Origin of the sequence: Catenuloplanes nepalensis, assembly GCF_030811575.1 — a bacterium.
Classification (GTDB): domain Bacteria; phylum Actinomycetota; class Actinomycetes; order Mycobacteriales; family Micromonosporaceae; genus Catenuloplanes; species Catenuloplanes nepalensis.
Genome location: NZ_JAUSRA010000001.1, coordinates 6,554,404 through 6,575,010 on the forward strand (window position 1 = coordinate 6,554,404; position 20,607 = coordinate 6,575,010).

The 20,607-nt window shown below is 70.5% G+C and carries 21 protein-coding genes and 1 pseudogene; 1 reads left to right on the plus strand and 21 read right to left on the minus strand.

The annotated features are described in order from the left end of the window. Positions 1-652: 652 nt before the first annotated feature. Complete coding sequence (locus J2S43_RS28110) at positions 653-1,216, plus strand: murein hydrolase activator EnvC family protein (RefSeq protein ID WP_306839491.1); 564 nt, start codon at positions 653-655, stop codon at positions 1,214-1,216. A gap of 385 nt (positions 1,217-1,601) precedes the next feature. On the opposite strand, the gene J2S43_RS28115 is transcribed toward J2S43_RS28110, so the two are convergent. The 21 genes and pseudogenes from J2S43_RS28115 to ftsY all read right to left on the minus strand — a co-directional run bounded on the left by J2S43_RS28115 (position 1,602) and on the right by ftsY (position 20,444). Then, positions 1,602-1,925 (minus strand): DUF2469 domain-containing protein, encoded by a 324-nt coding sequence (locus J2S43_RS28115; protein WP_033343857.1) that lies wholly within the window; start codon positions 1,923-1,925, stop codon positions 1,602-1,604. Further along, a complete protein-coding gene (locus tag J2S43_RS28120; RefSeq protein ID WP_306834267.1) occupies positions 1,922-2,797 on the minus strand; it encodes a ribonuclease HII in 876 nt (291 codons plus the stop codon). Before J2S43_RS28120 ends, J2S43_RS28115 begins: the two co-directional genes overlap by 4 nt. Continuing rightward, entirely contained in the window at positions 2,790-3,248 is a 459-nt protein-coding gene (locus tag J2S43_RS28125) for an NUDIX hydrolase (protein ID WP_306834268.1), read from the minus strand. The genes J2S43_RS28120 and J2S43_RS28125 overlap by 8 nt, the downstream gene beginning before the upstream one ends. Before the next feature lie 10 nt (positions 3,249-3,258). Then, positions 3,259-3,903: a signal peptidase I gene (lepB, locus tag J2S43_RS28130; RefSeq protein ID WP_306834270.1), complete on the minus strand. Its 645-nt coding sequence runs from the start codon at positions 3,901-3,903 to the stop codon at positions 3,259-3,261. Continuing rightward, the gene (lepB, locus tag J2S43_RS28135) at positions 3,900-4,706 is read right to left on the minus strand and encodes a signal peptidase I (RefSeq protein ID WP_306839493.1); all 807 of its coding nucleotides are present in this window, start codon (positions 4,704-4,706) and stop codon (positions 3,900-3,902) included. The genes lepB (J2S43_RS28130) and lepB (J2S43_RS28135) overlap by 4 nt, the downstream gene beginning before the upstream one ends. Positions 4,707-5,083: 377 nt before the next feature. Next, positions 5,084-5,440, minus strand: coding sequence for a 50S ribosomal protein L19 (gene rplS, locus J2S43_RS28140; protein ID WP_306834272.1), 357 nt, complete (start codon positions 5,438-5,440; stop codon positions 5,084-5,086). Positions 5,441-5,552: 112 nt separating this feature from the next. Further along, positions 5,553-6,350: a tRNA (guanosine(37)-N1)-methyltransferase TrmD gene (gene trmD / locus J2S43_RS28145; protein WP_306834273.1), complete on the minus strand. Its 798-nt coding sequence runs from the start codon at positions 6,348-6,350 to the stop codon at positions 5,553-5,555. Then, entirely contained in the window at positions 6,351-6,920 is a 570-nt protein-coding gene (gene rimM / locus J2S43_RS28150) for a ribosome maturation factor RimM (protein WP_306834275.1), read from the minus strand. Positions 6,921-6,924: 4 nt separating this feature from the next. After that, positions 6,925-7,185 carry an RNA-binding protein gene (locus J2S43_RS28155; RefSeq protein ID WP_306834277.1) on the minus strand — a complete coding sequence of 87 codons (261 nt, stop codon included), beginning with the start codon at positions 7,183-7,185 and terminating at the stop codon, positions 6,925-6,927. Beyond that, on the minus strand, positions 7,160-7,675 hold the full coding sequence (rpsP, locus tag J2S43_RS28160) for a 30S ribosomal protein S16 (RefSeq protein ID WP_306839495.1): 516 nt from the start codon (positions 7,673-7,675) through the stop codon (positions 7,160-7,162). The genes J2S43_RS28155 and rpsP overlap by 26 nt, the downstream gene beginning before the upstream one ends. A 226-nt stretch (positions 7,676-7,901) precedes the next feature. Continuing rightward, positions 7,902-8,552 carry a ribonuclease FAU-1 family protein gene (locus tag J2S43_RS28165; RefSeq protein ID WP_306834279.1) on the minus strand — a complete coding sequence of 217 codons (651 nt, stop codon included), beginning with the start codon at positions 8,550-8,552 and terminating at the stop codon, positions 7,902-7,904. 66 nt (positions 8,553-8,618) lie between these two features. Further along, on the minus strand, positions 8,619-10,025 hold the full coding sequence (gene proS / locus J2S43_RS28170; RefSeq protein WP_306834281.1) for a proline--tRNA ligase: 1,407 nt from the start codon (positions 10,023-10,025) through the stop codon (positions 8,619-8,621). Between the two features lie 458 nt (positions 10,026-10,483). Further along, complete coding sequence (locus J2S43_RS28175) at positions 10,484-11,563, minus strand: amidohydrolase family protein (protein WP_306834283.1); 1,080 nt, start codon at positions 11,561-11,563, stop codon at positions 10,484-10,486. 18 nt (positions 11,564-11,581) lie between these two features. Continuing rightward, positions 11,582-11,830, minus strand: coding sequence for a Uma2 family endonuclease (locus J2S43_RS28180; RefSeq protein ID WP_306834285.1), 249 nt, complete (start codon positions 11,828-11,830; stop codon positions 11,582-11,584). Between the two features lies 1 nt (position 11,831). Then, positions 11,832-12,410 carry a Uma2 family endonuclease gene (locus J2S43_RS28185; RefSeq protein WP_306834287.1) on the minus strand — a complete coding sequence of 193 codons (579 nt, stop codon included), beginning with the start codon at positions 12,408-12,410 and terminating at the stop codon, positions 11,832-11,834. Between the two features lie 104 nt (positions 12,411-12,514). Beyond that, complete coding sequence (gene ffh, locus J2S43_RS28190; RefSeq protein ID WP_306834289.1) at positions 12,515-14,071, minus strand: signal recognition particle protein; 1,557 nt, start codon at positions 14,069-14,071, stop codon at positions 12,515-12,517. 70 nt (positions 14,072-14,141) lie between these two features. Continuing rightward, positions 14,142-16,334 (minus strand): annotated as a pseudogene (locus J2S43_RS28195) ([protein-PII] uridylyltransferase); the annotation flags it as partial. Between the two features lie 18 nt (positions 16,335-16,352). Beyond that, positions 16,353-16,691 (minus strand): P-II family nitrogen regulator, encoded by a 339-nt coding sequence (locus tag J2S43_RS28200; RefSeq protein WP_306839497.1) that lies wholly within the window; start codon positions 16,689-16,691, stop codon positions 16,353-16,355. A gap of 39 nt (positions 16,692-16,730) precedes the next feature. Next, positions 16,731-18,083 (minus strand): ammonium transporter, encoded by a 1,353-nt coding sequence (locus J2S43_RS28205; RefSeq protein ID WP_306834290.1) that lies wholly within the window; start codon positions 18,081-18,083, stop codon positions 16,731-16,733. A gap of 196 nt (positions 18,084-18,279) precedes the next feature. Continuing rightward, complete coding sequence (locus J2S43_RS28210) at positions 18,280-19,089, minus strand: phosphotransferase (protein WP_306839499.1); 810 nt, start codon at positions 19,087-19,089, stop codon at positions 18,280-18,282. 197 nt (positions 19,090-19,286) lie between these two features. Next, complete coding sequence (gene ftsY, locus J2S43_RS28215) at positions 19,287-20,444, minus strand: signal recognition particle-docking protein FtsY (protein ID WP_306834292.1); 1,158 nt, start codon at positions 20,442-20,444, stop codon at positions 19,287-19,289. Between the last annotated feature and the right edge of the window lie 163 nt (positions 20,445-20,607).

Consider the following 20,607-nt stretch of genomic DNA (forward strand, 5'->3'; position numbering starts at 1 on the left):
ATGAGACCACCAGGCCGCAGAACCGCCGGACCGCAAGACCGCCGAGGCCGCAAGATCGCCAGCCGCAAGACCGCCGGGGCGTAGGACTGCCAGGCCGCGAGGCCCCGGAGCCGCGAAACCGCCAGGCCGCAAAACCACTGGGCCGGCGAGACCGGCGATCAACGAGACAGCGGGCCGCAGGGCCGCATTCGTCGATGGGAAGTGGTCGGAGCAGCCTGGCCATCGTCGCGCATGATCAATAGGCGCCCTGTTGCCCTGTTGCCCTGCTGCGCTCCGCAGGGCTGCCGGTGGTGCAGTAGGCGGCGGGCAGACTGCGGGCCCGACGACAGCGCTCAGCAGAAGGTCGTCACATGCCGCGTTAACCCTTATTACGCGCTCATCGCATCGGACAGCCTGGATCCGGTCGTATCCAGGTCCTGTTCCGAATCCAGTCTGCGGCAGGACGGCAGCCGCAGGGAGTTATCCACAGGCCGAAAGTTTGTCCACAGATCGCGGATTCGGCACTCGGCGGGCGCGGCGTTCGCGCGATCCTCTGCCCATGCATTCGATCGCACTCCCCCTGATCGTTCTCAGCCTGACGGCGTTGCTACCGGCCGGCAGTGATGAGGGCCAGCACCGCGTCCCTGCTCGCGCGCCCATGCCGATGGCATCGATGGCGGCCCCTACCCCGTCCGTCGGGTCGGGCTCACCGACGACCTCGCCGGCGCCGGGCCCTGCATCACCGTCCACCAGCACTCCGGCGTCTTCGGAGCCGGCTCGCACATCGGCTCCCGGCTCTTCCGCGCCCGCCGGGTCCGGCTACGTCTGGCCGATCAGCGGCCCGCCGCCGCCCATCCACCGGCGTTTCGATCCGCCGCCGCAACCCTGGTTAACCGGCCATCGCGGTGTGGACCTCGGCGCACCGCCCGGCGCCATCGTCCGTTCCGCCGGGGCCGGCACCGTGGTCTTCGCCGGTCAGGTCGCCGGCCAGGGTGTGGTCAGCGTCGAGCATGCCGGCGGCATACGCACCACCTACCAACCACTCCACGTCGGCGTCACGGCCGGCCTGCTCGTCACCGTCGACGCTCCCCTCGGCACGCTGGCCACCGGCCACGTCGGCTGTCCCGCCGCCGCCTGCCTGCACTGGGGCCTCCGACGCGGTGCCGAATACCTCGATCCCCTGCTTCTCCTGGCCCTCGGTCGTGCCCGTCTCCTCCCAAGGCAGCCAAGCCCTTGATCGCCACCGCCCCACCACCGATCGCGCACGCCGACGCTCCGAAGCCGCTCGCCGCCCGGCCACGGCTACCGCGCCACCCGATGTCAGGCCCGCTCAGCACCCACGCACCCCACCCGAACCACGCACCCCACCCGAACCACGTGCCCCAACCCGAGCCACGCGCTCGGATATGAGCCATGCACTCGCATCTGAGCCGGCATTCGCATCCGAGGGTGCGTTCGCGTCGGTAGTTATAAGCGACGAACGGCGTGGCCGCGCCAGCCGTGGAACCCGACCTACCGGCGCGCCCGGCGGTGCACCGAGCGGGGTGGCCGGTTCGTGCACATGGGAAGGCCCGGAGTGCGGCGAGAAGTCGCAGCCCCGGGCCGGGAAGGAGGAGAGGACGTCAGCTGGGGAAGCCGGTGTCCGTCGGCAGGGAGATCTCCGGCTTCTCCAGCTCCTCGACGTTGACGTCCTTGAAGGTCATCACGCGCACGTTCTTGACGAAGCGAGCCGGCCGGTACATGTCCCAGACCCACGCGTCCTGCATCTCGACCTCGAAGTAGACCTCGCCGTCCGAGTTGCGGACGTGCAGGTCGACATGGTTCGCGAGGTAGAAGCGACGCTCGGTCTCGACCACATAGGAGAACTGGCGGACGATGTCGCGGTACTCCCGATAGAGCTGCAGCTCCATCTCGGTCTCGTACTTCTCGAGATCTTCTGCGCTCATCGTTGTCCGCCCTTCATCTGGCCATCTTCCCCCACCCACGTCGGCGGTCGTGGCTGCTGCTCCGATGCCACGCCGACGGTACTCCAGCCCGCGGCGACCCGCGCCATCGCCTCGGCCCCGGCGGCGGCGCCCACGGGCGCGGCACCGGTGCCGCCGGACGACACGACCGACGGGCGATCGGACTCCGCGGAGACCGGACGGCGGGCCCGGGGCGGGCTGCCGTCGCGCCCGGACGCGGCGGCCACGTTCGCATACGAGTACCGATGCTCCACGCACGGGCCGTGTTCCGCCAGTGCCGCGTTGTGCTCGGCGGTCACGTAACCCTTGTGGTCGGCGAAGCCGTAGGCCGGGAACTCGGCGTCCAGCTCCACCATGATCCGGTCTCGGGTGACCTTGGCGAGCACGCTCGCCGCCGCCACGCACGCGGCGACCTGGTCGCCCTTCCACACGGCGAGTCCGGGCACGCCGAGCCCGTCCACCGCGAAGCCGTCGGTGAGGACGTACTCGGGGCGGACGGCCAGCGAGGCCAGCGCGCGGCGCATGGCCGCGAGGTTACACACATGCAGGCCGCGCGCATCAACCTCGGTGGGCGGTATGACCACGACCGAGTACGCCAGGGCGCGCTTGACCACTTCCGCGTAGATCCGCTCGCGCGCTGCGGCGGTCAGCAGCTTCGAGTCGGTCAGGCCGTCGATCTCGCCGCGCCTGCCGGTCGGCAGCACCACCGCGGCCGCGACCAGCGGACCCGCGCACGCACCGCGCCCCGCCTCGTCCGCGCCGGCCACGAGCGTGAACCCGCGGCGCTGCAGCGCCCGCTCCAGCGCGTAGATGCCGCCCTCACGCCGGACGATGGTCCTCGGCGGGCTAAGCACCGGCCGTCACCCGCCGCAGCACGTCCGCGAGGTCGGCGGGGTAGACCGGCTCGGGCGCGGACGCCAACTCGTCCACCGGCCACCACCGGTACGACGTGATGCTGTCCCGCTCGATCTCGTCGAACCCGCTCGTGTCGATCTCGAAGCGGGGCGACCGCACCAGGAAGAACTCCTGCTCCTGCCGGTACCACACGGCGCCGAACGGGAACTCGGTCACGTCCGCGTGCACCGGCGCGCCCAGCGCCGAGACCGGCAGGTCCAGCCCGGCCTCCTCGCGCAGCTCGCGCGCGGCGGCCTCGGCCGGCGTCTCGCCCTCGTCGAGCCCGCCGCCGACCGTGAACCAGTACGGCTCGTCCGGCCGCCCCGGGTCGACGCCCCGGAACAACAGAACCCGCCCGGCCTCGTCGACCAGCAGCACACGAGCCGCCCGGCGCGGCACGAAGTCCACCATGGAACAGACCCTAACCGCCGCTGCCGGACGGAACCTGCTCGAAGGTCTCCGGCGCGGACAGCCAGTCGACCCGGGAGAACGGCCAGAACAGCACGAACGCGCGCCCGACGACCGCTTCCTCGGAGATCGTGGACTTCGCCATGTCGCCGTCCGACGTGGTCCAGTGCTCCAGCGAGTCGCCGGACTGTGAGCGGTGGTCGCCCATCACCCAGAGCCGGTCCGGCGGCACCACGATGTCGAACTCGGTGGACGCGGCCGGGTCCTGGATGCCGTTCTCCGCGTAGATGTACGGCTCGTCGAGCGAGACGCCGTTCACCTGGAGGCGCCCCTGGGCGTCGCAGCACATGACCCGGTCGCCGCCGACGCCGATGATGCGCTTGATGAAGTCCTCGCCCTTGGGCGTGCTGCGCCAGCCCTCCGGCGCCTCGAACACGATGATCTCGCCGCGCGCGGGGTCACGGAAGTTGTACACGAGCTTGTTGACCAGGACCCGGTCGTAGACGTTGAGCGTGTGCTCCATGGAGGGGGACGGGATGTAGAACGTCTGGAGCACGAACGTCCGCACCAGGATGGCGACAAGCAGCGCCACACCGAGGAGGATGGGTAGTTCTTTCCAGAACGAACTGCGTGGCTTGTCGGTCTGCTCGTCGATCACGAAGGCAGCCTACGACGACGGGCTGAGAAGCGAGACCGGGAACGCGCCTTAAACGCCAGAGATGCCAACAAGGGGACAGTGAGCACGAATCCTCCTTGAGTGTCAGGCGTCGTGTCCTGGGGCGCCGCGGACGAGGCGGGCACGTCGTCCCACACCTCCGGCACGGGAATCCCGGCCCAGCTGTCCCGCGGCCAGACGATCACGAAGGCCTGGCCGACCACGTTCTCCACCGGGACCGGGCCCTGACAGCGGGCGTCCTGGGAGACGGATCGATGGTCGCCCATCACGAAGATCTGGCCGTCCGGAATGACGATCTCCTGGAAGCGGCGGGAGCGGCAGTCGTTGCCGTCGCCGACCGTGTCGTCCAGCGGGGAGTCCTCGAAAATGTACGGCTCGTCGATCGGCACGCCGTTGACCAGGATGCGGCCCTGCTCGTCGCAGCAGGAGACGGTGTCGCCGCCGACGCCGATCACCCGCTTGATGAAGTCCTTCTCGCCGGGCCGGCCGACGCCGACCAGGTCGCCGATCGTACGGCTGAGCCTGGTCATGAACGTCAGGCCGGATGTGTCGTCGGTGTGTTCCGGCGCCCACCGGTCGGTGCCGCGGAAGACCACGACCTCGCCGCGCTCCGGCGTGCGCACGTCGTAGACGACCTTGTTCACCAGCACGCGGTCGCCGACGAGCAGCGTGTTCTCCATCGACCCGGACGGAATGTAGAACGCCTGCACGAGGAACGTGCGGATCAGCACGGCCAGGCAGAACGCCACGACCAGCAGGATCGGCAGCTCCAGCCAGAGCGCCATCTGCTTGACCTGACGCCGCGGCCGGTCGCCGGCACCGCCGGAGCCGGCGACGTCGGTCACGCCGCCGGCACGGGCACCGCCCCGGCCACCGGAGTCGGCCGGCCCTCCGGCGCCTCGACGGCGGCGGGGCCGCTCGGCGGCGGCGTCGTCCTCCGGGCCGGGCCCGTCGAAGAAGGAGCCACCGCCGGTGCCCGGATAAAGCACTACCGCCCGAGCCCCGTCCCCGTCGTTGTCCGCGGGGGGAGGCGTCGAGCGGTAGGGCGATGCTTCTCGACTGTCGCCGTCGTAGCGCCCGTACGTCACAGAAGCAAGCTTAGGTCGCGTTCGGCGCTACGGCTGCTGTCGGAGCGAGAGAAGGTTTACCCGGACGGGGGACGTCAGCGGGCGACCGACTCGCGCTTCTCCTTGATCTTCGCGGCCTTACCGCGGAGCTCCCGGAGGTAGTACAGCTTCGCCCGGCGGACGTCACCGCGGGTAACGATCTCGAGGCGGTCGATCGCCGGGCTGTTGAGCGGGTAGGTGCGCTCGACGCCGACGCCGAAGCTCACCTTCCGGATGGTGAAGGTCTCGCGCAGGCCGGCACCGTGGCGCCGGATCACGACACCCTGGAAGACCTGGACACGGGAGCGGTTGCCCTCGACGACGCGCGCGTGCACCTTCAGGGTGTCACCGGCGCGGAAGTCCGGGATGTCGGTCCGCTGCGACTGGGCGTCCAGTGCGTCGAGCGTGTTCATCGCTGCTGCATCCTCAAGGCTCGTGGCGAATCCCCGCGCCATGGCCAGTGGCGGCGCGAAAGAAAACTACTCGTTGCGCATGCGGGGACGTGCCCCGATCGCGGCAACCTCTCTACTTTGCCACACCAGGCTGGGGCACCGGAAATCCGGCCCCGGTCAACGTGGCGACATCGTGCTTGTCCAGCGTCTCCGGTGCGGCTCTGGACAGCATATCCGGACGCTGCGCGGCCGTACGCAGAAGGGACTGCGCCCGCCGCCACTTCGCGATCCTCCCGTGGTCGCCGGACCGCAGCACCTCGGGCACCTCGCGACCGCGCCAGACCGCCGGCTTCGTGTAGAGCGGCGCCTCCAGCAGGCCGTTCGCGTGTGACTCCTCGGTCAGTGAATCCGCGTTCCCGATCACACCGGGCAGCAGGCGTACGACCGCCTCCAGCATCACCAGCACCGCGACCTCGCCGCCGAACAGCACGTAGTCGCCACTCGAGACCTCACGCACCCGCATCCGGGTCGCGGCCTCCTCCAGCACCCGCTGGTCGATCCCCTCGTACCGCCCGCAGGCGAAGATCAACCGTTGTTCGGCGGCGAAGGAGTGCGCCATGGCCTGATCAAAACGTTGACCGGCCGGCGTAGGCACGATCAACAAAGGAGCAGGATCAAGACCAACATCAAGATCGTCCGCCGGTACGGGTACGAGCGCGTCGAACGCCTCGCCCCACGGCTCCGGTCGCATGACCATGCCCGGACCGCCGCCGTAGGGCGTGTCGTCCACGGTCCGGTGCACGTCGTGCGTCCATGACCGCAGGTCGTGCACGCCCACGTCCAGCAGCCCCGTGACACGCGCCTTCCCGATCAGGGAGAGCTCCAGCGGGGCGAAGTAGTCCGGGAAAATCGTCAGGATGTCGACGCGCATCTACAGGTCCAACAGGCCTTCTGGCGGGTCGACCACGACCCGGCCGCCGGCCACGTCCACCGTGGGGACGATCTGCCGGACGAACGGGATCAGCGCGGTCCCGCCCTGCACCCGCTTCACCACGATCAGGTCGGACGCGGCCGCGTGGTCGATCCGCAGCACCTCGCCGAGCTTCTCCCCGGCGGTGTCGACCACGGACAGCCCGACCAGCTCGTGGTCGCGGAACTCGTCCGGGTCGTCCAGCGGCGCGACCTCGGCACTGTCCACGCAGAGCAGGACGCCCTTCATGGCCTCCGCCACATCCCGGTCGAGGATCCCCTCGAACGTGACGAGCAGTTTGTCCTGATGCGGGCGTACCGTCTCGATGGTCAGTTTTTCAGGGATCTCGAATCGCACGGAACCGTCCGGGGCGGCACCGTCCGCCGGAGCGGTGCGGACCTTCGAGGAGATCTCGGTGGTCAGCACCGCCCCGGGGACGAAACGCGCCTCGGGCTCGTCCGTACGCACGTGCACGGCGAGCTCGCCGTGCACGCCGTGCGCGCGGGCGATGTGCCCGATGATGAGGAGCATCGACTCAGTACGCGTCGACTATGTCGACTCGCACGCCACGCCCGCCGATCGACCCGATCACCGTGCGCAGCGCCTTGGCGGTGCGCCCGCCACGCCCGATGACCGTTCCCAGGTCCTCGGGGTGCACGCGCACCTCCAGCCGCTTGCCGCGGCGCGAGTCGACGAGCCGGACGCGCACGTCGTCCGGGTGGTCGACGATGCCCTTGACGAGGTGCTCCAGCGCGGGCCGGAGCGCCCCGTCAGCTCGCGTCGCCGGCGCCGGCATCGGTGGATCCCTCGGCCTTGGCCTCGGTCTTGGACTCGGCCTTGGCCTCGGTCTTGGACTCCGCCTTGGCCTCGGTCTTCGACTCCGCCTTGGCCTCGGTCTTGTCAGCCTTCGGCTCGGCCTTCTTCGCCGACTTCGCCGGCGTCACGCCCGCGGCAGCCTGCGCCTCGGCGTCGTAGACGGCCTTGCGGTCCACCTTCGGCTCCGCGACCAGGAGCGGCGGCGGGGCCGGCAGGCCCTTGAACTTCTGCCAGTCGCCGGTCTTCTCCAGGATGCGCTGCACGGCCTCGGACGGCTGCGCGCCGACCGACAGCCAGTGCTGCACCCGGTCGGACTTCACCTGCATGATCGAAGGGTTTTCCTTCGGCTGGTAAATGCCCACGTACTCGATGGCGCGGCCGTCGCGCTTGGTCCGCGAGTCGGCCACGACGATGCGGTACTGGGGGTTGCGGATCTTGCCCATCCGCAGGAGCCGGATCTTTACGGCCACTGTCTGTTCGCTCCTGTTGCGATCTACACCGGCCTGGACGGCCGGTGCGCGGGTGAGCAGGCGGGCTCCCACGTGGGGCATGGGATCCGATGCTTCGAGGACTTGGCGCCGCGCTCGTAGTTAGAGGGCAACAAACGCGTGCCGGATGCCAGCTCACCATTGTGCCAGATCCAGGGCCCATGCATGAAACGACCCCGCATCTCGTACGCATATCGGGCAAATAGCTTTAAAGGCGCCTCAGCACCGGCCGGTCCCAGCCCGGGAGCGGTGCGCCCGGCTCCCACGACGGGTCCGGCGCGAAGTCGGTCCAGGTGCCGTCGAACGGGAAGACGCCCGCCTCGATCCGCTCGATCACGCGCTTGCCCTCCGCCCAGACCGCGTCGGAGTCCGGCACCCAGTAGTGGTCCGGGAACGCGAGCCGCTCGGCGAACTCGTCCTCGTCCTTCCACCGCCACGTCCGGTCCGGCGCCACCACGATGTCCAGGTCCTGGTCGACCATGTCCACCCCGGCCACCGTGCCGTCGTCCCAGCGGAGCGCCGGGTCCTCCAGGTTCACGTACCACCCGCTGAAATTCCCGGCGTCGTCACGGAACCACCAGACCGAGTGCGACTCTCCGGGCGGCATGAACTTGAGCACGCCCGGCCCCTGCCAGACCGTCTCGTCCAGCCGGTAGTCCAGGCCGACCCACTCGCTGAACGGCATCGTGCGCATCCCGCGCCCGTCCGCCGTGACCTCGTTCAACACCCGGGTGCCGCGGTCCAGCCAGACCAGCAGGCCGCGCTCGTCGTCACTCACCACCCGCACCGGGCGGACCCAGCCGATCCGGTGATGACGGACGTTCCGGTGCATTATCAGGCGGCCGCGCGCGAATCCCACGGTCAGCCAGGTTAACCCCCGGTGGTGGCCATGCCGTTACGACGCGGCCACCACCGGGAGCGAAATTCAGTACGAGCGGCCCAGCACCGCGACCAGGTCCGGCTCGGTCGCCGACTCCGGCACCGAGCCGTCCGGGCGAACCAGGCAGCGCACGGTCACCGCGGACCTGTTCGCCTCGGCCTCGCCCTCGACGCCGACCGCGGACCACGGCACGCGCGCCCAGCCGGTCGCCGACGCCTCGATCGCCTCGCCCAGCGTCTTGACCTCGTGCGTGTTCGCCTCGCGGTGCGCCAGCGCCTGGTCGTAGAGCGCGCGCTGGTCGTTCTGGAGAGCCGCGGTCACGGCCTCGACCACGCCGGCCAGCGGCACGCTCGCCTTGCTGCCGTCGAAGCGGCGGGCCACCGTGACATTCCCAGCAGCGAGATCCCGCGGCCCGACCTCGACGCGGATCGGGTAACCCTTCAGCTCCGCGTCCACCGCGCGCCGGCCGAACGGGGTGTCCACCCGGTCGTCGAATCCGACCCGTACCCCCGCGGCCCTGAGATCTTCCTTGATCTTGGACGCCGCTTCCAGAACACCGTCGCCGCCCTTGACGATCATCACGTGCGCCTGGATCGGGGCCAGCACCGGCGGCACCCGCAGCCCGCTGTCGTCGCCGTGGCACATGATGAGGCCGCCGACCATCCGGGTGGAGGTGCCCCACGACGTGGTCCAGGCCAGCTCGCGCGCGCCGCTCTGCGACGAGAACGCGATGTCGAACGCCTTGGCGAAGTTCTGCCCGAGCTCGTGCGACGTGCCCATCTGGAGCGCCTTGCCGTCACCCATCATGCCCTCGAGGCAGTAGGTGCTGGTCGCGCCCGCGAACCGCTCCCGGTCGGTCTTGCGCCCGACCAGCACCGGCATGGCGAGCACCTCGACCATCAGGTCCTCGTAGGCCTCGTGCAGGATCTTCTTCGCGTACGCCCGGGCGTCCTGCTCGGTCGCGTGCGCGGTGTGACCTTCCTGCCAGAGGAACTCGCTCGTCCGCAGGAAGACGCGCGGCCGCATTTCCCACCGGACCACGTTCGCCCACTGGTTCAGCAGCAGCGGCAGATCCCGGTAGGAGTCGATCCACTTCGCCATGAACTCGCCGATCACGGTCTCACTGGTCGGCCGCACCACGACCGGCTCCGCGAGCTGCTTGCCGCCACCGTGCGTGACGACCGCGAGCTCCGGCGAGAACCCCTCGACGTGCTCCGCCTCCCGGGTCAGATAGCTCTCCGGGATGAACAGCGGGAAATACGCGTTCTCCGCGCCCGCATCCTTGATCCGCGCATCCATCTCGGACTGGATGCGCTCCCAGATCGCATACGCCGTCGGCCGGATCACCATCGTCCCGCGCACCGGCCCGTTGTCGGCCAGCTGCGCCTTGGCGATCAGATCCTGGTACCAGCGGGGAAAATCCTCCGCCCGGGGAGTCAGCACACGAGCCATAACCGCACATCCTAGGCCGGGCGGGTGGGGCGCTGTCGCGCGACAGGCCTCCGGCCGAAAACCCAGAAGATCAAATTCGTTTTCCCGCTTCCGGCGGGGTACGGCCCGCATGCTCCCGCGGGCCAACCGCGCGGAGGCCTGCGACTCCGCTGGCGCTCCGCTCCGGCCGCCGCGGCGGAGCCGGTCCCGCCGCCGGTCCCGAAAACCCGCGCCGCCGCTCCGCCCCCCGATTCCCAGCCGCGAGGCGCGTCCCAGCACGCTCCCACCGCCGGTCCCGAAACCCGCGCCGCCGCTCCGCCGCCCCGATTCCCAGCCGCGAGGCGCGTCCCAGCACGCTCCCACCGCCGGTCCCGCGAAGATCGCGCCACTGATCCAAGATCGCGCCGCCGCCTCTCCCCGTGAAACTCCCGGCCGCGAGGCGCCTCCCGGCACATTTCCGGGTCAGCAGAGGATCCGGGTCAGCGGAGGATGCGGCCGCGGAGGATGATGCGGCGAGGGGTGCGGACCACGCTGAGGTCGCGGCGGGGGTCGGAGTCGTAGACGACCAGGTCGGCGAGGCCACCCTCGGTGAGGCCGGGCAGTCCGAGCCAGGCGCGGGCGCCCCAGGAGCCCGCGGCGAGAACGGCCTCCGCGGGCATGCCGGCCCGCTCGTGCAGGAGCAGCATCTCCTCGGCGGCCTGGCCGTGGGGGACGCCGCCGCCGGCGTCGGTGCCGACGTAGATCGGGACGCCGGCCTCGTAGGCGGCGCGGACGACCGACGGATTGCGCTCCCGGAGCGCGCGCATGTGCGCGGCGTACCCGGGGAATTTGGTTTCGGCCTGTGCCGCGATGCCGTCGAACGTCAGAATGTTGATCATTGTGGGCACGAGTGCGGTGCCGCGCCGGGCCATCTCGTCGATCAGGTCCACGCTGAGCCCGGTGCCGTGCTCGACCGAGTCGGCCCCGGCCCGCACCATGATCTCGACGCCCTCCTCGGAGAACGTGTGCACGGCCGCCCGCGCGCCCGCCGCGTGCGCCGCCTCGACCGCCGCGGTCAGCGTGGCCGCGTCCCAGCTCGGCGTCAGATCGCCCGCACCCCGGTCGATCCAGTCGCCGACCAGCTTGACCCAGCCGTTCCCGGCCTTGGCCTGCGCGGTCACGGCCGCCGGCACGTCCACCGGCTCGACCTCGACCGCGGTGTCCCGCAGATAGCGCTTCGGCGCCGCGACGTGCCGCCCCGCCCGGATCAGGCGCGGCATCTCCGGATCGTCGTCCAGCTCCGCGTAGGAGAACGGCGACCCCGCGTCCCGGATCGCCAGCACGCCCGCGGCCCGGTCCTCGAACGCCAGCTCCCGCGCCTGCGCCAGCGACTCCACCGCCCCACCGCCCGGCGCGATCCCGGCGTGACAGTGCGCGTCGACCAGCCCCGGCAGCACGAACCCGCCGTCCACAACGGTCTCAGCCCTCGGCTGCGGCTCGAACGTGACCCGATCCCCGACCAGCCACAGATCCCGAACCTCATCCTCGGGCAGCAGCACCCCACGCACATGCAACACCATGCGCCCAGTCTTACCGCATCAGTCTGGCAAGTCCCCGAAGTGTTCGCGAGCTTCGGCGAGCAGGGCAGGAAGGTCGACGCTCACCTTCCAGGGCTGGTCGGTGACGAAGAGTCCGTCGGTCTCGGTGGCGACGCGGTAGGCATCGCCGCGAAGCACGTACTCCGTCAGCGTCAGTGAGTCGTCGCGCGGGTCGATCACCCAATACGATCTGACGCCCGACCGAGCGTAGAGACGAACCTTGTCATGCCGGTCTCGTCGGTCAGACACCTCAACCCTCTGGAGGCCCGACCAGATCGATGCAGTGATCAAGGAGTGCGGGCAGGTCAATCGTGACCTTCCACGGCACGTCGGTGGTGAAGACGTCGTCCGTCTCGTCGGTAATCTGATAGATGTCGCCCACCAGGGTCCGCTCTGTGAGGATGAGACGGTCCCGGTGCGGATGGATCAGCCAGTAGGACCGGACACCCGCGCGGGCATAGAGCTTCACCTTGTCCCGCTGATCGCGAGTGGTGGAGCTGGGCGAGACGACCTCCGCCACGAGCGCCGCGTCCTCGATCGGCAGTGGACTGCGCCGACCGCGAGCCGGATCGACGACCAGGACGTCCGGACGCGGCTCGTTGCGGTGGTCGACCTCCAGCGACAGGTCCAGGGACGGACTGAGTCCACGCGGGCAGTTCTGCCGGAGAGCCAGGTAGATCCCGATGCAGATCTCCTGGTGCACGAATGTGGGTGACGGCAAGATGATCAACCTTCCGTTGATCAGCTCGCACCGAAGGGCCGGCGGAAGTTGCGCCAGATCGTCGACCGTCCAGTCGTCCTTGTCGGGCAGGGTGGGCGCCAACGTCATCGCTCCTCCTTCGAAGAAGTCGGTACATCTGAGGGGATGCCACCAACTTAATCGACTATGTCAGTTCCCCGCTGTCCCGCAACCCGAATGGGTGAGTGAAAGGCTCAGTCCTCGTCGCGCTTCTTGGGCTTGTTGAGCTTGTTGAAGTCGATGTTGGGAAGGTTGAAGCCGGGCATGCCGCCGCCCAGGGCGTTGGGGTCCATGCCCGGGGGGAGCTGGGGCATGCCGCCCATGCCGGGGAAGCCGCCGGGCAGGCCGCCGGTGCGCGGACGGTTGTTGCCGCCGCCCTTCGTACCCTTGCGCTTGTTCTTCGGGCTCTTGGTGGCCTTGCGGCGGTTGCCGCCGCCGGGGAGGCCCATCATGCCGCCCATCTGCTTCATCATCTTCTGCGCGTCGGCGAAGCGGTTGAGCAGCTGGTTGACGTCCATCACCTGGACGCCGGCGCCGTTCGCGATGCGGGCGCGGCGGGAGCCGTTGAGGATCTTGGGGTTGGTGCGCTCGGCCGGGGTCATCGAGCGGATGATCGCGGTCACCCGGTCGAAGTGCTTGTCGTCGAGCTCGGAGAGCTGGTCCTTCATCTGCCCCATGCCGGGCATCATGGACAGCACGTTCGCGATCGGGCCCATCCGGCGGACGGCGACGAGCTGGTCGAGGAAGTCCTCGAGCGTGAACTGCTCGCCACCGAGCAGCTTCGCCGTCATCTTCTCCTTCTGGTCCTCGTCGAACGCGGCCTCGGCCTGCTCGATGAGGGTCAGCACGTCGCCCATGCCGAGGATGCGGCTGGCCATCCGGTCGGGGTGGAAGACGTCGAAGTCCTCCAGCTTCTCGCCGGTGGACGCGAAGAGGATCGGCTGGCCGGTGACGTGCCGGACGGAGAGCGCGGCACCACCGCGGGCGTCGCCGTCGAGCTTGGAGAGGACCACGCCGGTGATGCCGACGCCGTCGCGGAACGCCTCGGCCGTGCGGACCGCGTCCTGACCGACCATGGCGTCGATGACGAAGATGACCTCGTCGGGGTCGACCGCGTCGCGGATGCCCGCGGCCTGCGCCATCATCTCCTCGTCGATGCCGAGGCGGCCCGCGGTGTCGACGATGACGATGTCGCGGGCCTGGCGCTTGGCGTGCTCGATCGAGTCGCGCGCGACCTGGATCGGGTCGCCCTCGCCGTTGCCGAGGGAGGGCGCGTAGACCTCGACCCCGGCGCGCTGGCCGAGCACCTGGAGCTGGTTGACCGCGTTGGGGCGCTGGAGGTCGGCGGCGACCAGGAGCGGCTGGTGGCCCTGCGCCTTGAGCCAGCGGGCGAGCTTGCCGGCCAGCGTGGTCTTACCGGCGCCCTGGAGGCCGGCCAGCATGATCACGGTGGGCGGGTTCTTGGCGAACTGGAGGCGCCGGCCCTCGCCGCCGAGGATGCCGATCAGCTCCTCGTGCACGATCTTGATGACCTGCTGGGCCGGGTTGAGCGCCTCGGAGACGGCCACGCCGCGCGCCCGCTCCTTGAGCGTGTGGATGAACGACTTGACCACGGGAAGCGCGACGTCCGCCTCCAGCAGGGCGAGGCGGATCTCGCGCGCGGTGGCGTCGATGTCGGCGTCGGTGAGCTTGCCCTTGCCGCGGAGCTTGCCGAAGATCCCGGAGAGGCGGTCACTCAAGGTGTCAAACACTGCGCAACATCCCGATTCTGTCGAAAACTCACCGGCGCGAAGAAGCCTTCAGCAAGGGTAACCCGCTGAGTTACGCGTGCGCGGCGGCGGCCAGCACGGCGGCTTCGACCTTTTCCCGGTCCGGCTCGTCCAAGCCCGCTCCGACCAGGTAGAACGCGTCGACGACGTCGCCGCCGAGCGTGGAGATCCGCGCGGCGCGCACGGAGGCGCCGACCTCCTCGAGCGCGGACGCCAGGCGGTAGAGCAGTCCGGGCGAGTCCGCGGCGCGCACCTCCAGCACCACGGCCTCGGTGGCCACGTCCCGGTGCCAGACGACCTTCGGAGCCGCGCCGGTACGGGCCGGGGGCACCCTCCCACGCAGCCGCTGCGTCACGGACACGTCGCCGTTGAGCACCCGGCGCAGGTCCGCGGTGAGCGCGATCGGCTCGGCCGGCGTGCCGTAGCGGGGTTGCACCCGCACCTCCAGCACCGCCCGCTCCCCCACCGTGGTGACGTCTGCGGCGAGCACGTCGAGCCGGTGCATGGAGAGGCAGCCGGCCACGGCCGCGAGCAGCCCACGCCGGTCCGCGGCCGCGACCGCGACCCGGTCGCCGTCCAGGTGCACGACGGGCAGCGGCGCGTCCAGCAACTCCGGGTCCGGTTCGGCCGGGCGCGGCAGCGCGCCGGTGTCGAGCGCGGTCCGCACCCGCGTCACCAGCTCGTTTATCAGCCGCCCCTTCCAGTCCGACCAGGCGGCCGGTCCGGTCGCGATCGCGTCCGCGCGGGCCAGGCCGTGCAGCAGGCCGAGCGTGAGCGGGTCCTCGACCGCGGCCGCGACGCGCGTGATGGTGACCGGGTCGCTCAGGTCGCGGCGGGTGGCGACCTCGGGCAGCAGCAGGTGCAGCCGGACCAGGCGTTCGATGAGCGCGACCTCGTCCGGCGGGAGCCCGATGCGCTGTGCGATGCCGGCCGCGATCGGCGCGCCGGCCGCGCTGTGGTCGCCGGGCAGGCCCTTGCCGACGTCGTGCAGGAACGCGGCGAGCAGCAGCAGGTCGGGCCGGTCGACGTCGCGGGTGAACGCGGTGGCCTCGGACGCGGCCTGGACCAGGTGCCGGTCGAGCGTGAACCGGTGCACCGCGTTGTGCTGGGGCAGGCTGCGCATGCGGGCCCACTCCGGCAGCCAGCCGTCGACCAGGCCGTACCGGTCGCAGGTCTCCCAGGTCGCGGGCAGGCCGGGGCCGGCGCCGAGCAGCGTGATGAGCGCGGAGCGGGCCGCCTCCGGCCAGGGCGCGGGCAGCGGCGGGCAGTACGTGGCCAGCCATTCGCAGGTGGCGCGCGCGATCGGCAGCCGGGTGACGGCCGCGGCCGCGGCGACGCGGAGCGAGAGGCTGGGGTCCGGGCGCGGCCCGATCGCGGTGCGTGCCAGTACGAGTTCGCCGTCGTGCTCGACCACGTCCCGGGCGACCGGGCGGCGGACCGGCGCGTTGCCGAGCGGCCGGCGGCGGCCGCTGCGGAGCCGGTCCGCGGCCCGCCAGGCGTCGTCGACCGCGTGCGCGATGGTTCGCGCGTCGCCGGAGACGCGGCGCAGCAACGCGTCGCCGTCGTCGAGGCCCAGCGACGTGGCGACGGCCTGCCGTTCCTGCGCCACCAGCCGGTCGACCCGGCGGGCGACCGCGAGGTGCAGCGCGTCGCGGACGTCGAGCATGTGCAGGTTCGCGGCGCGGACCGCCGGGCGCAACGTGTCCGCGATGCCGGCCCGGCCCATGCCGCGCAGGATCGTCACGTCGCGCAGCCCGCCGGACGCCTCCTTGACGTCGCCCTCCAGCAGGAACGCCAGCTCACCGTGGGTTTCCCAGCGGGCGCGAGTGATCTCGCGCAGCGCCTCCAGGTTGCGGACCGCGGTGCGCCGCCACAGGTCCGCCGATTCGGTGATCAGCCGCTCGGACAGCGTGCGGTCACCGGCGACGTGCCGGGCGTCGAGCATGCCGAGCGCGGCCTTGACGTCCGACGCGGCGACCTCGAGAGCCTGATCGACGGTACGGACGGAGTGGTCGAGTTTGTGCTTGGCGTCCCAGATCGGGTACCAGATCGAGGAGGCCAGCTCGTCGATCCCGGCCACGCCGGAGTGCACCAGCACCAGGTCCAGGTCGCTGAACGGCGCGACCTCGCGGCGGCCGAGCCCGCCCACCGCGACCAGCGCGACGCCCGGGATGCCCGCGGGCATCAGCGTGGTCAGCCACGAGTCGAGCGCCGCCGCACGCGTGGTGCGTGCGGCGGCGCCGATGTCACTCATATCCGTGCGTTACAGCGCGTCGAGGCCGCGCTCGCCGGTCCGGACCCGGATGACGTCGTCCACGGACGTCACCCAGACCTTCCCGTCGCCGATCTTCCCGGTCCGGGCCGCCGTGACGACCGCGTCGACGACCTTCTCGACGTCGATCTCGTCGGTCAGCACCTCGACGCGGATCTTCGGCAGGAACTCCACCGTGTATTCCGCACCGCGGTAGACCTCGGTGTGCCCCTTCTGCCGGCCGTAGCCCTGCACCTCGCTCACGGTGAGCCCGGCGACGCCGAGGGCGTGCAGGGCCTCCTTCACCGCGTCGAGCTGGTACGGCTTGATGACCGCGGTCACCAGCTTCATGCTCAGTCCCTCCATCGTGGCAACGTAACCGGTGACCTGTTAGCCGGCGACCTTTTCGTCGGTCGTGGCGGGCGTGGTGGGTGCCGTGACCGCGGGGGTGCCGCCCGGCGGGGCGATCCCGGCCAGGGCGAACGCGCCGCCGCCACCCGTGGGGGCGGAGAAGTCGTACGCGCTCTCCGCGTGCTCGACCTGGTCCACGCCCTCGGTCTCCGCCTCGGACGAGACGGTCATGCCGATCGTCTTGTCGATCGCGAAGCCCAGGATGACCGAGATGATCAGCGAGTACGCCAGTACCGCGAACGCGCCCGCGGCCTGCTTGCCGAGCTGCTCGACACCGCCGCCGTAGAACAGGCCCAGCGGGCCCGCCTCGCCGTAGAACTTCTGGGTGGCGATGAGGCCGATGGACAGCGCGCCGACCAGGCCGCCGACCATGTGCACGCCGACCACGTCGAGCGAGTCGTCGAAGCCCAGCTTGTACTTCAGGCCGACCGCCAACGCGCAGATCGCGCCGGTGACGATGCCCAGGCCGATCGCGCCGATCGGCTCGACGTACGCACAGGCCGGGGTGATCGCGACCAGGCCGGCGATCGCGCCGGAGGACGCGCCGAGCAGCGTGGGCCTGCCGTCCCGGATCCACTCCACGACGAGCCAGCCGATGACCGCGGCGGCCGTGGCGACCTGCGTGTTCAGGAACGCGACGCCGGCGATCGCGTCGGCCGCGCCCTCGGAGCCGGCGTTGAAGCCGAACCAGCCGAACCAGAGCAGACCGGCGCCGAGCGCGATGGTCGGCACGTTGTGCGGCTTGTACGCACCGGACGGCCAGCCGTTCCGCTTGCGCAGGATGATCGCGAGGCCGAGTGCGGCCGCACCCGCGTTGATGTGCACCGCGGTGCCGCCGGCGAAGTCGAACGCGCCCATCTCGAAGATCCAGCCGCCGCCCCACACCCAGTTCGCGACCGGGAAGTAGACGATGGTGGCCCACGCGACCGCGTAGACGATCCAGCCGGCGAACTTGGCGCGGTCCGCGAGCGCGCCGCTGATCAGCGCGACCGTGATGATCGCGAACATCATCTGGAAGACCGCGAAGACGAACGTCGGCACCGGGACGGCCTCCGACCAGGCGCCGGTCAGGTCCTGCGTCATGAACGCGTACTGCGTGATGTCGCCGAAGAAGCCGTTCGACTTACCGAACGCGATGGAGAAGCCGTAGAAGACCCAGAGCAGGGACACGATGGCGATGGAGCTGAAGCTCATCATCATCATGTTCAGGATGCCCTTGGACTTGGTCATGCCACCGTAGAAGAGGGCAAGGCCCGGGGTCATGAGCAGGACAAGAGCGGACGAAACAAGCAACCAGGCGGTGTGCCCGGAATCGATGGCAATCTCCGGCACGCTGCCTCCTCTCGGTTTGAATTCCTCCCTCCCGGTGGCAAGGCAACATCGCCCCGTCGCCGGTTGGACGAGAGCTTCACGGGCCGCTGTTTCGCGCTGGGTCTCCAGTCCGTTTCTTGAGAGTCACGGGTTGTTTCCAACGTGTGAAGAAACCCTCACCATCCCAGGAACAGGTGGTGGCATATCATCCGATCGTCTATCGCAGAGTGTACTCAAGTGCGTTCCGCTCGTAGTCGAGCAGACGCAGGTCGCGCATCGGACGACGCAGGTGTCCCTTCTGCACGATCGTCACGAACGCCGGGTCGCCGGCCGCCGCCATCCGCCGGATGCCCTCGACGTGGTCGACGATCCGCTTCCGGATGGTCCGGACCAGACGGTGCCGGTCGCGCGGGATCAGCCCGTAGGCGTCCGCGAACAGCCGCAGCCGGCGTGGCCGGTTCGGCCGCTTCCAGCCGAGCGTCTGCGAGTCGCGGTCGGAGAAGAGCGGCACCCAGGTCCACGCCGCGTACGCCACGTCGTAGATCCGCGCGCCCGGTGACGCCAGGTCGAAGTCGATCAGCGCGAGCGTGCCGTCCGGCCGCCAGATCACGTTGTGCGGCGCCGCGTCGTGGTGGCAGATCACCTCGGTGTCCGGCGGCGGCGGGCCGAACGATCGCCACACCGCGCCGGGCGGCGGCTGGAACCCGTACTGCGCGTCGTGGAACATCCGCAGCATGGTGGCCACGGTGACCAGCGCCTCGTCCGTCACCCAGTGCTCAGCCAGCGGATACTCGCCGCACTCGCCCTCGATGTAGGACAGCACCTCGCGGCCCTTGTCGTCTATTCCGAGCGCGCGCGGCGAGCCGCTGAACCCGACGTACTCCATGTGGCGCAGCAGCGCGTGCACGGACGGCGTCCACGGGCCCGCGTTGCGGCGCACGGTGTCGCCGACCCGGTGCACGGTGGAGACGTTGCCGCCGCGCAGCGGCACCTCCTCGTAACCCGGCTCCGGGTGGAGCGCAGGCACGTACGGCCGGCCGGGCTGCTGTGGGGTCTGCGGCGGGTACTGGTGGATCGGCGGCGGCTGCTGCGGAGGCTGGTGGTAGACCGGCGGCGGCTGCTGCGCGTGCTGGGGCGCGTGCTGCGGCGTGTAGTGCGGCTGCCCGGAACCGCCCGAGGGCGGCCACGACATGTCCGGCGCGCGGTGTGGGTGCGTCACGGCGGTTACGCGCCGGGCCCGAGGAGCGCGTCGACGAACTGCACGGGCTCGAAGGGCGCCAGGTCGTCCGGGCCCTCGCCCAGGCCGACCAGCTTGACCGGGATGCCCAGCTTGCGCTGCACCGCGATCACGATCCCCCCCTTCGCCGTGCCGTCCAGTTTGGTCAGCACGACACCCGTCACGTCGACCACCTCTGTGAAGACTCTCGCCTGCTCAAGGCCGTTCTGCCCGGTGGTGGCGTCGAGCACCAGCAGTGTCTCGTCCACCGGCCCGTGCTTCTCCACGACCCGCTTGACCTTACCCAGCTCGTCCATCAGGCCGACCTTGTTCTGCAGCCGGCCCGCGGTGTCCACCAACACGGTATCCACCCGGGTCTCGATACCCCGTTTCACGGCATCGAACGCGACACTCGCCGGATCGGCTCCCTCCGGGCCGCGGACGACCTCGGCTCCGACCCGGGAACCCCAGGTGGAGAGCTGTTCGGCGGCGGCCGCCCGGAACGTGTCGGCCGCACCCATCACCACGGTACGCCCGTCCGCGATCAGCACTCGGGCGATCTTGCCGCAGGTGGTGGTCTTCCCGGCGCCGTTCACGCCGACCACCATGATCACCGCCGGGGTATCGCCGGTGCGCGCGGACCTCAGCGTCCGGTCCATGGCCGGCTCCAGCGCCGCGACCAGCTCCTCGGCCAGCAACGCGCGCACGTCCGCCGCGGTCTTCGTGCCGAGCACGCGGGTGCGCTCGCGCAGCCGCTCGACGATCGCGGTGGTCGCCTCGATGCCGACGTCCGCGCCGATCAGGCTGTCCTCGACCTCTTCCCACGTGTCGTCGTCGATGTGGTCGCGCGAGAGCAGGCCGAGCAGGCCCTTGCCGAAGACGTTCTGCGAGCGGGACAGCCGCGCGCGCAGCCGCACCAGCCGGCCGGCCGACGGCTCCGGCCGCTCGACGACCGGTTCCTCGACGACGGGAGCGACGGGCGCGACCGGCGTTTCAACCGGTGCCTCAACCGACGGGACCGGAGCCGGCTCCTCGAGGACGACCGGCGGAGAAGAGGGCGTAACGGGCGGTACCGGGGGCCGCCGGCGCAGCCGGGGCACCACCAGACCGACCCCGCCGAGCACCAGGACGCCCAGCAACACCAGAGCGACGACCACGTAATCCATGACCGAATCCTGTCAGATGGGCCCGCAGGCGTCCCGCCGACCGTTCCACCCCTTACCGGGCCGTCGGTTGTGCAACTGTCCCGGTCACCCCCTCGGTAACGGCCGGTGAACCCCGGCTACTCACCCCTGAACGGAGTGAACACTCTTCTGATGTGCGTGATGA

Coding starts and splice junctions, on each gene's coding strand:
- J2S43_RS28110 (WP_306839491.1), top strand. CDS start 653: ATGGCGGCCCCTACCCCGTCCGTCGGGTCGGGCTCACCGACGACCTCG.
- J2S43_RS28115 (WP_033343857.1), bottom strand. CDS start 1,925: ATGAGCGCAGAAGATCTCGAGAAGTACGAGACCGAGATGGAGCTGCAG.
- J2S43_RS28125 (WP_306834268.1), bottom strand. CDS start 3,248: ATGGTGGACTTCGTGCCGCGCCGGGCGGCTCGTGTGCTGCTGGTCGAC.
- lepB (WP_306839493.1), bottom strand. CDS start 4,706: ATGGCGCTCTGGCTGGAGCTGCCGATCCTGCTGGTCGTGGCGTTCTGC.
- rplS (WP_306834272.1), bottom strand. CDS start 5,440: ATGAACACGCTCGACGCACTGGACGCCCAGTCGCAGCGGACCGACATC.
- trmD (WP_306834273.1), bottom strand. CDS start 6,350: ATGCGCGTCGACATCCTGACGATTTTCCCGGACTACTTCGCCCCGCTG.
- rimM (WP_306834275.1), bottom strand. CDS start 6,920: ATGCTCCTCATCATCGGGCACATCGCCCGCGCGCACGGCGTGCACGGC.
- J2S43_RS28155 (WP_306834277.1), bottom strand. CDS start 7,185: ATGCCGGCGCCGGCGACGCGAGCTGACGGGGCGCTCCGGCCCGCGCTG.
- proS (WP_306834281.1), bottom strand. CDS start 10,025: ATGGCTCGTGTGCTGACTCCCCGGGCGGAGGATTTTCCCCGCTGGTAC.
- J2S43_RS28175 (WP_306834283.1), bottom strand. CDS start 11,563: ATGGTGTTGCATGTGCGTGGGGTGCTGCTGCCCGAGGATGAGGTTCGG.
- J2S43_RS28185 (WP_306834287.1), bottom strand. CDS start 12,410: ATGACGTTGGCGCCCACCCTGCCCGACAAGGACGACTGGACGGTCGAC.
- J2S43_RS28200 (WP_306839497.1), bottom strand. CDS start 16,691: ATGAAGCTGGTGACCGCGGTCATCAAGCCGTACCAGCTCGACGCGGTG.
- ftsY (WP_306834292.1), bottom strand. CDS start 20,444: ATGGATTACGTGGTCGTCGCTCTGGTGTTGCTGGGCGTCCTGGTGCTC.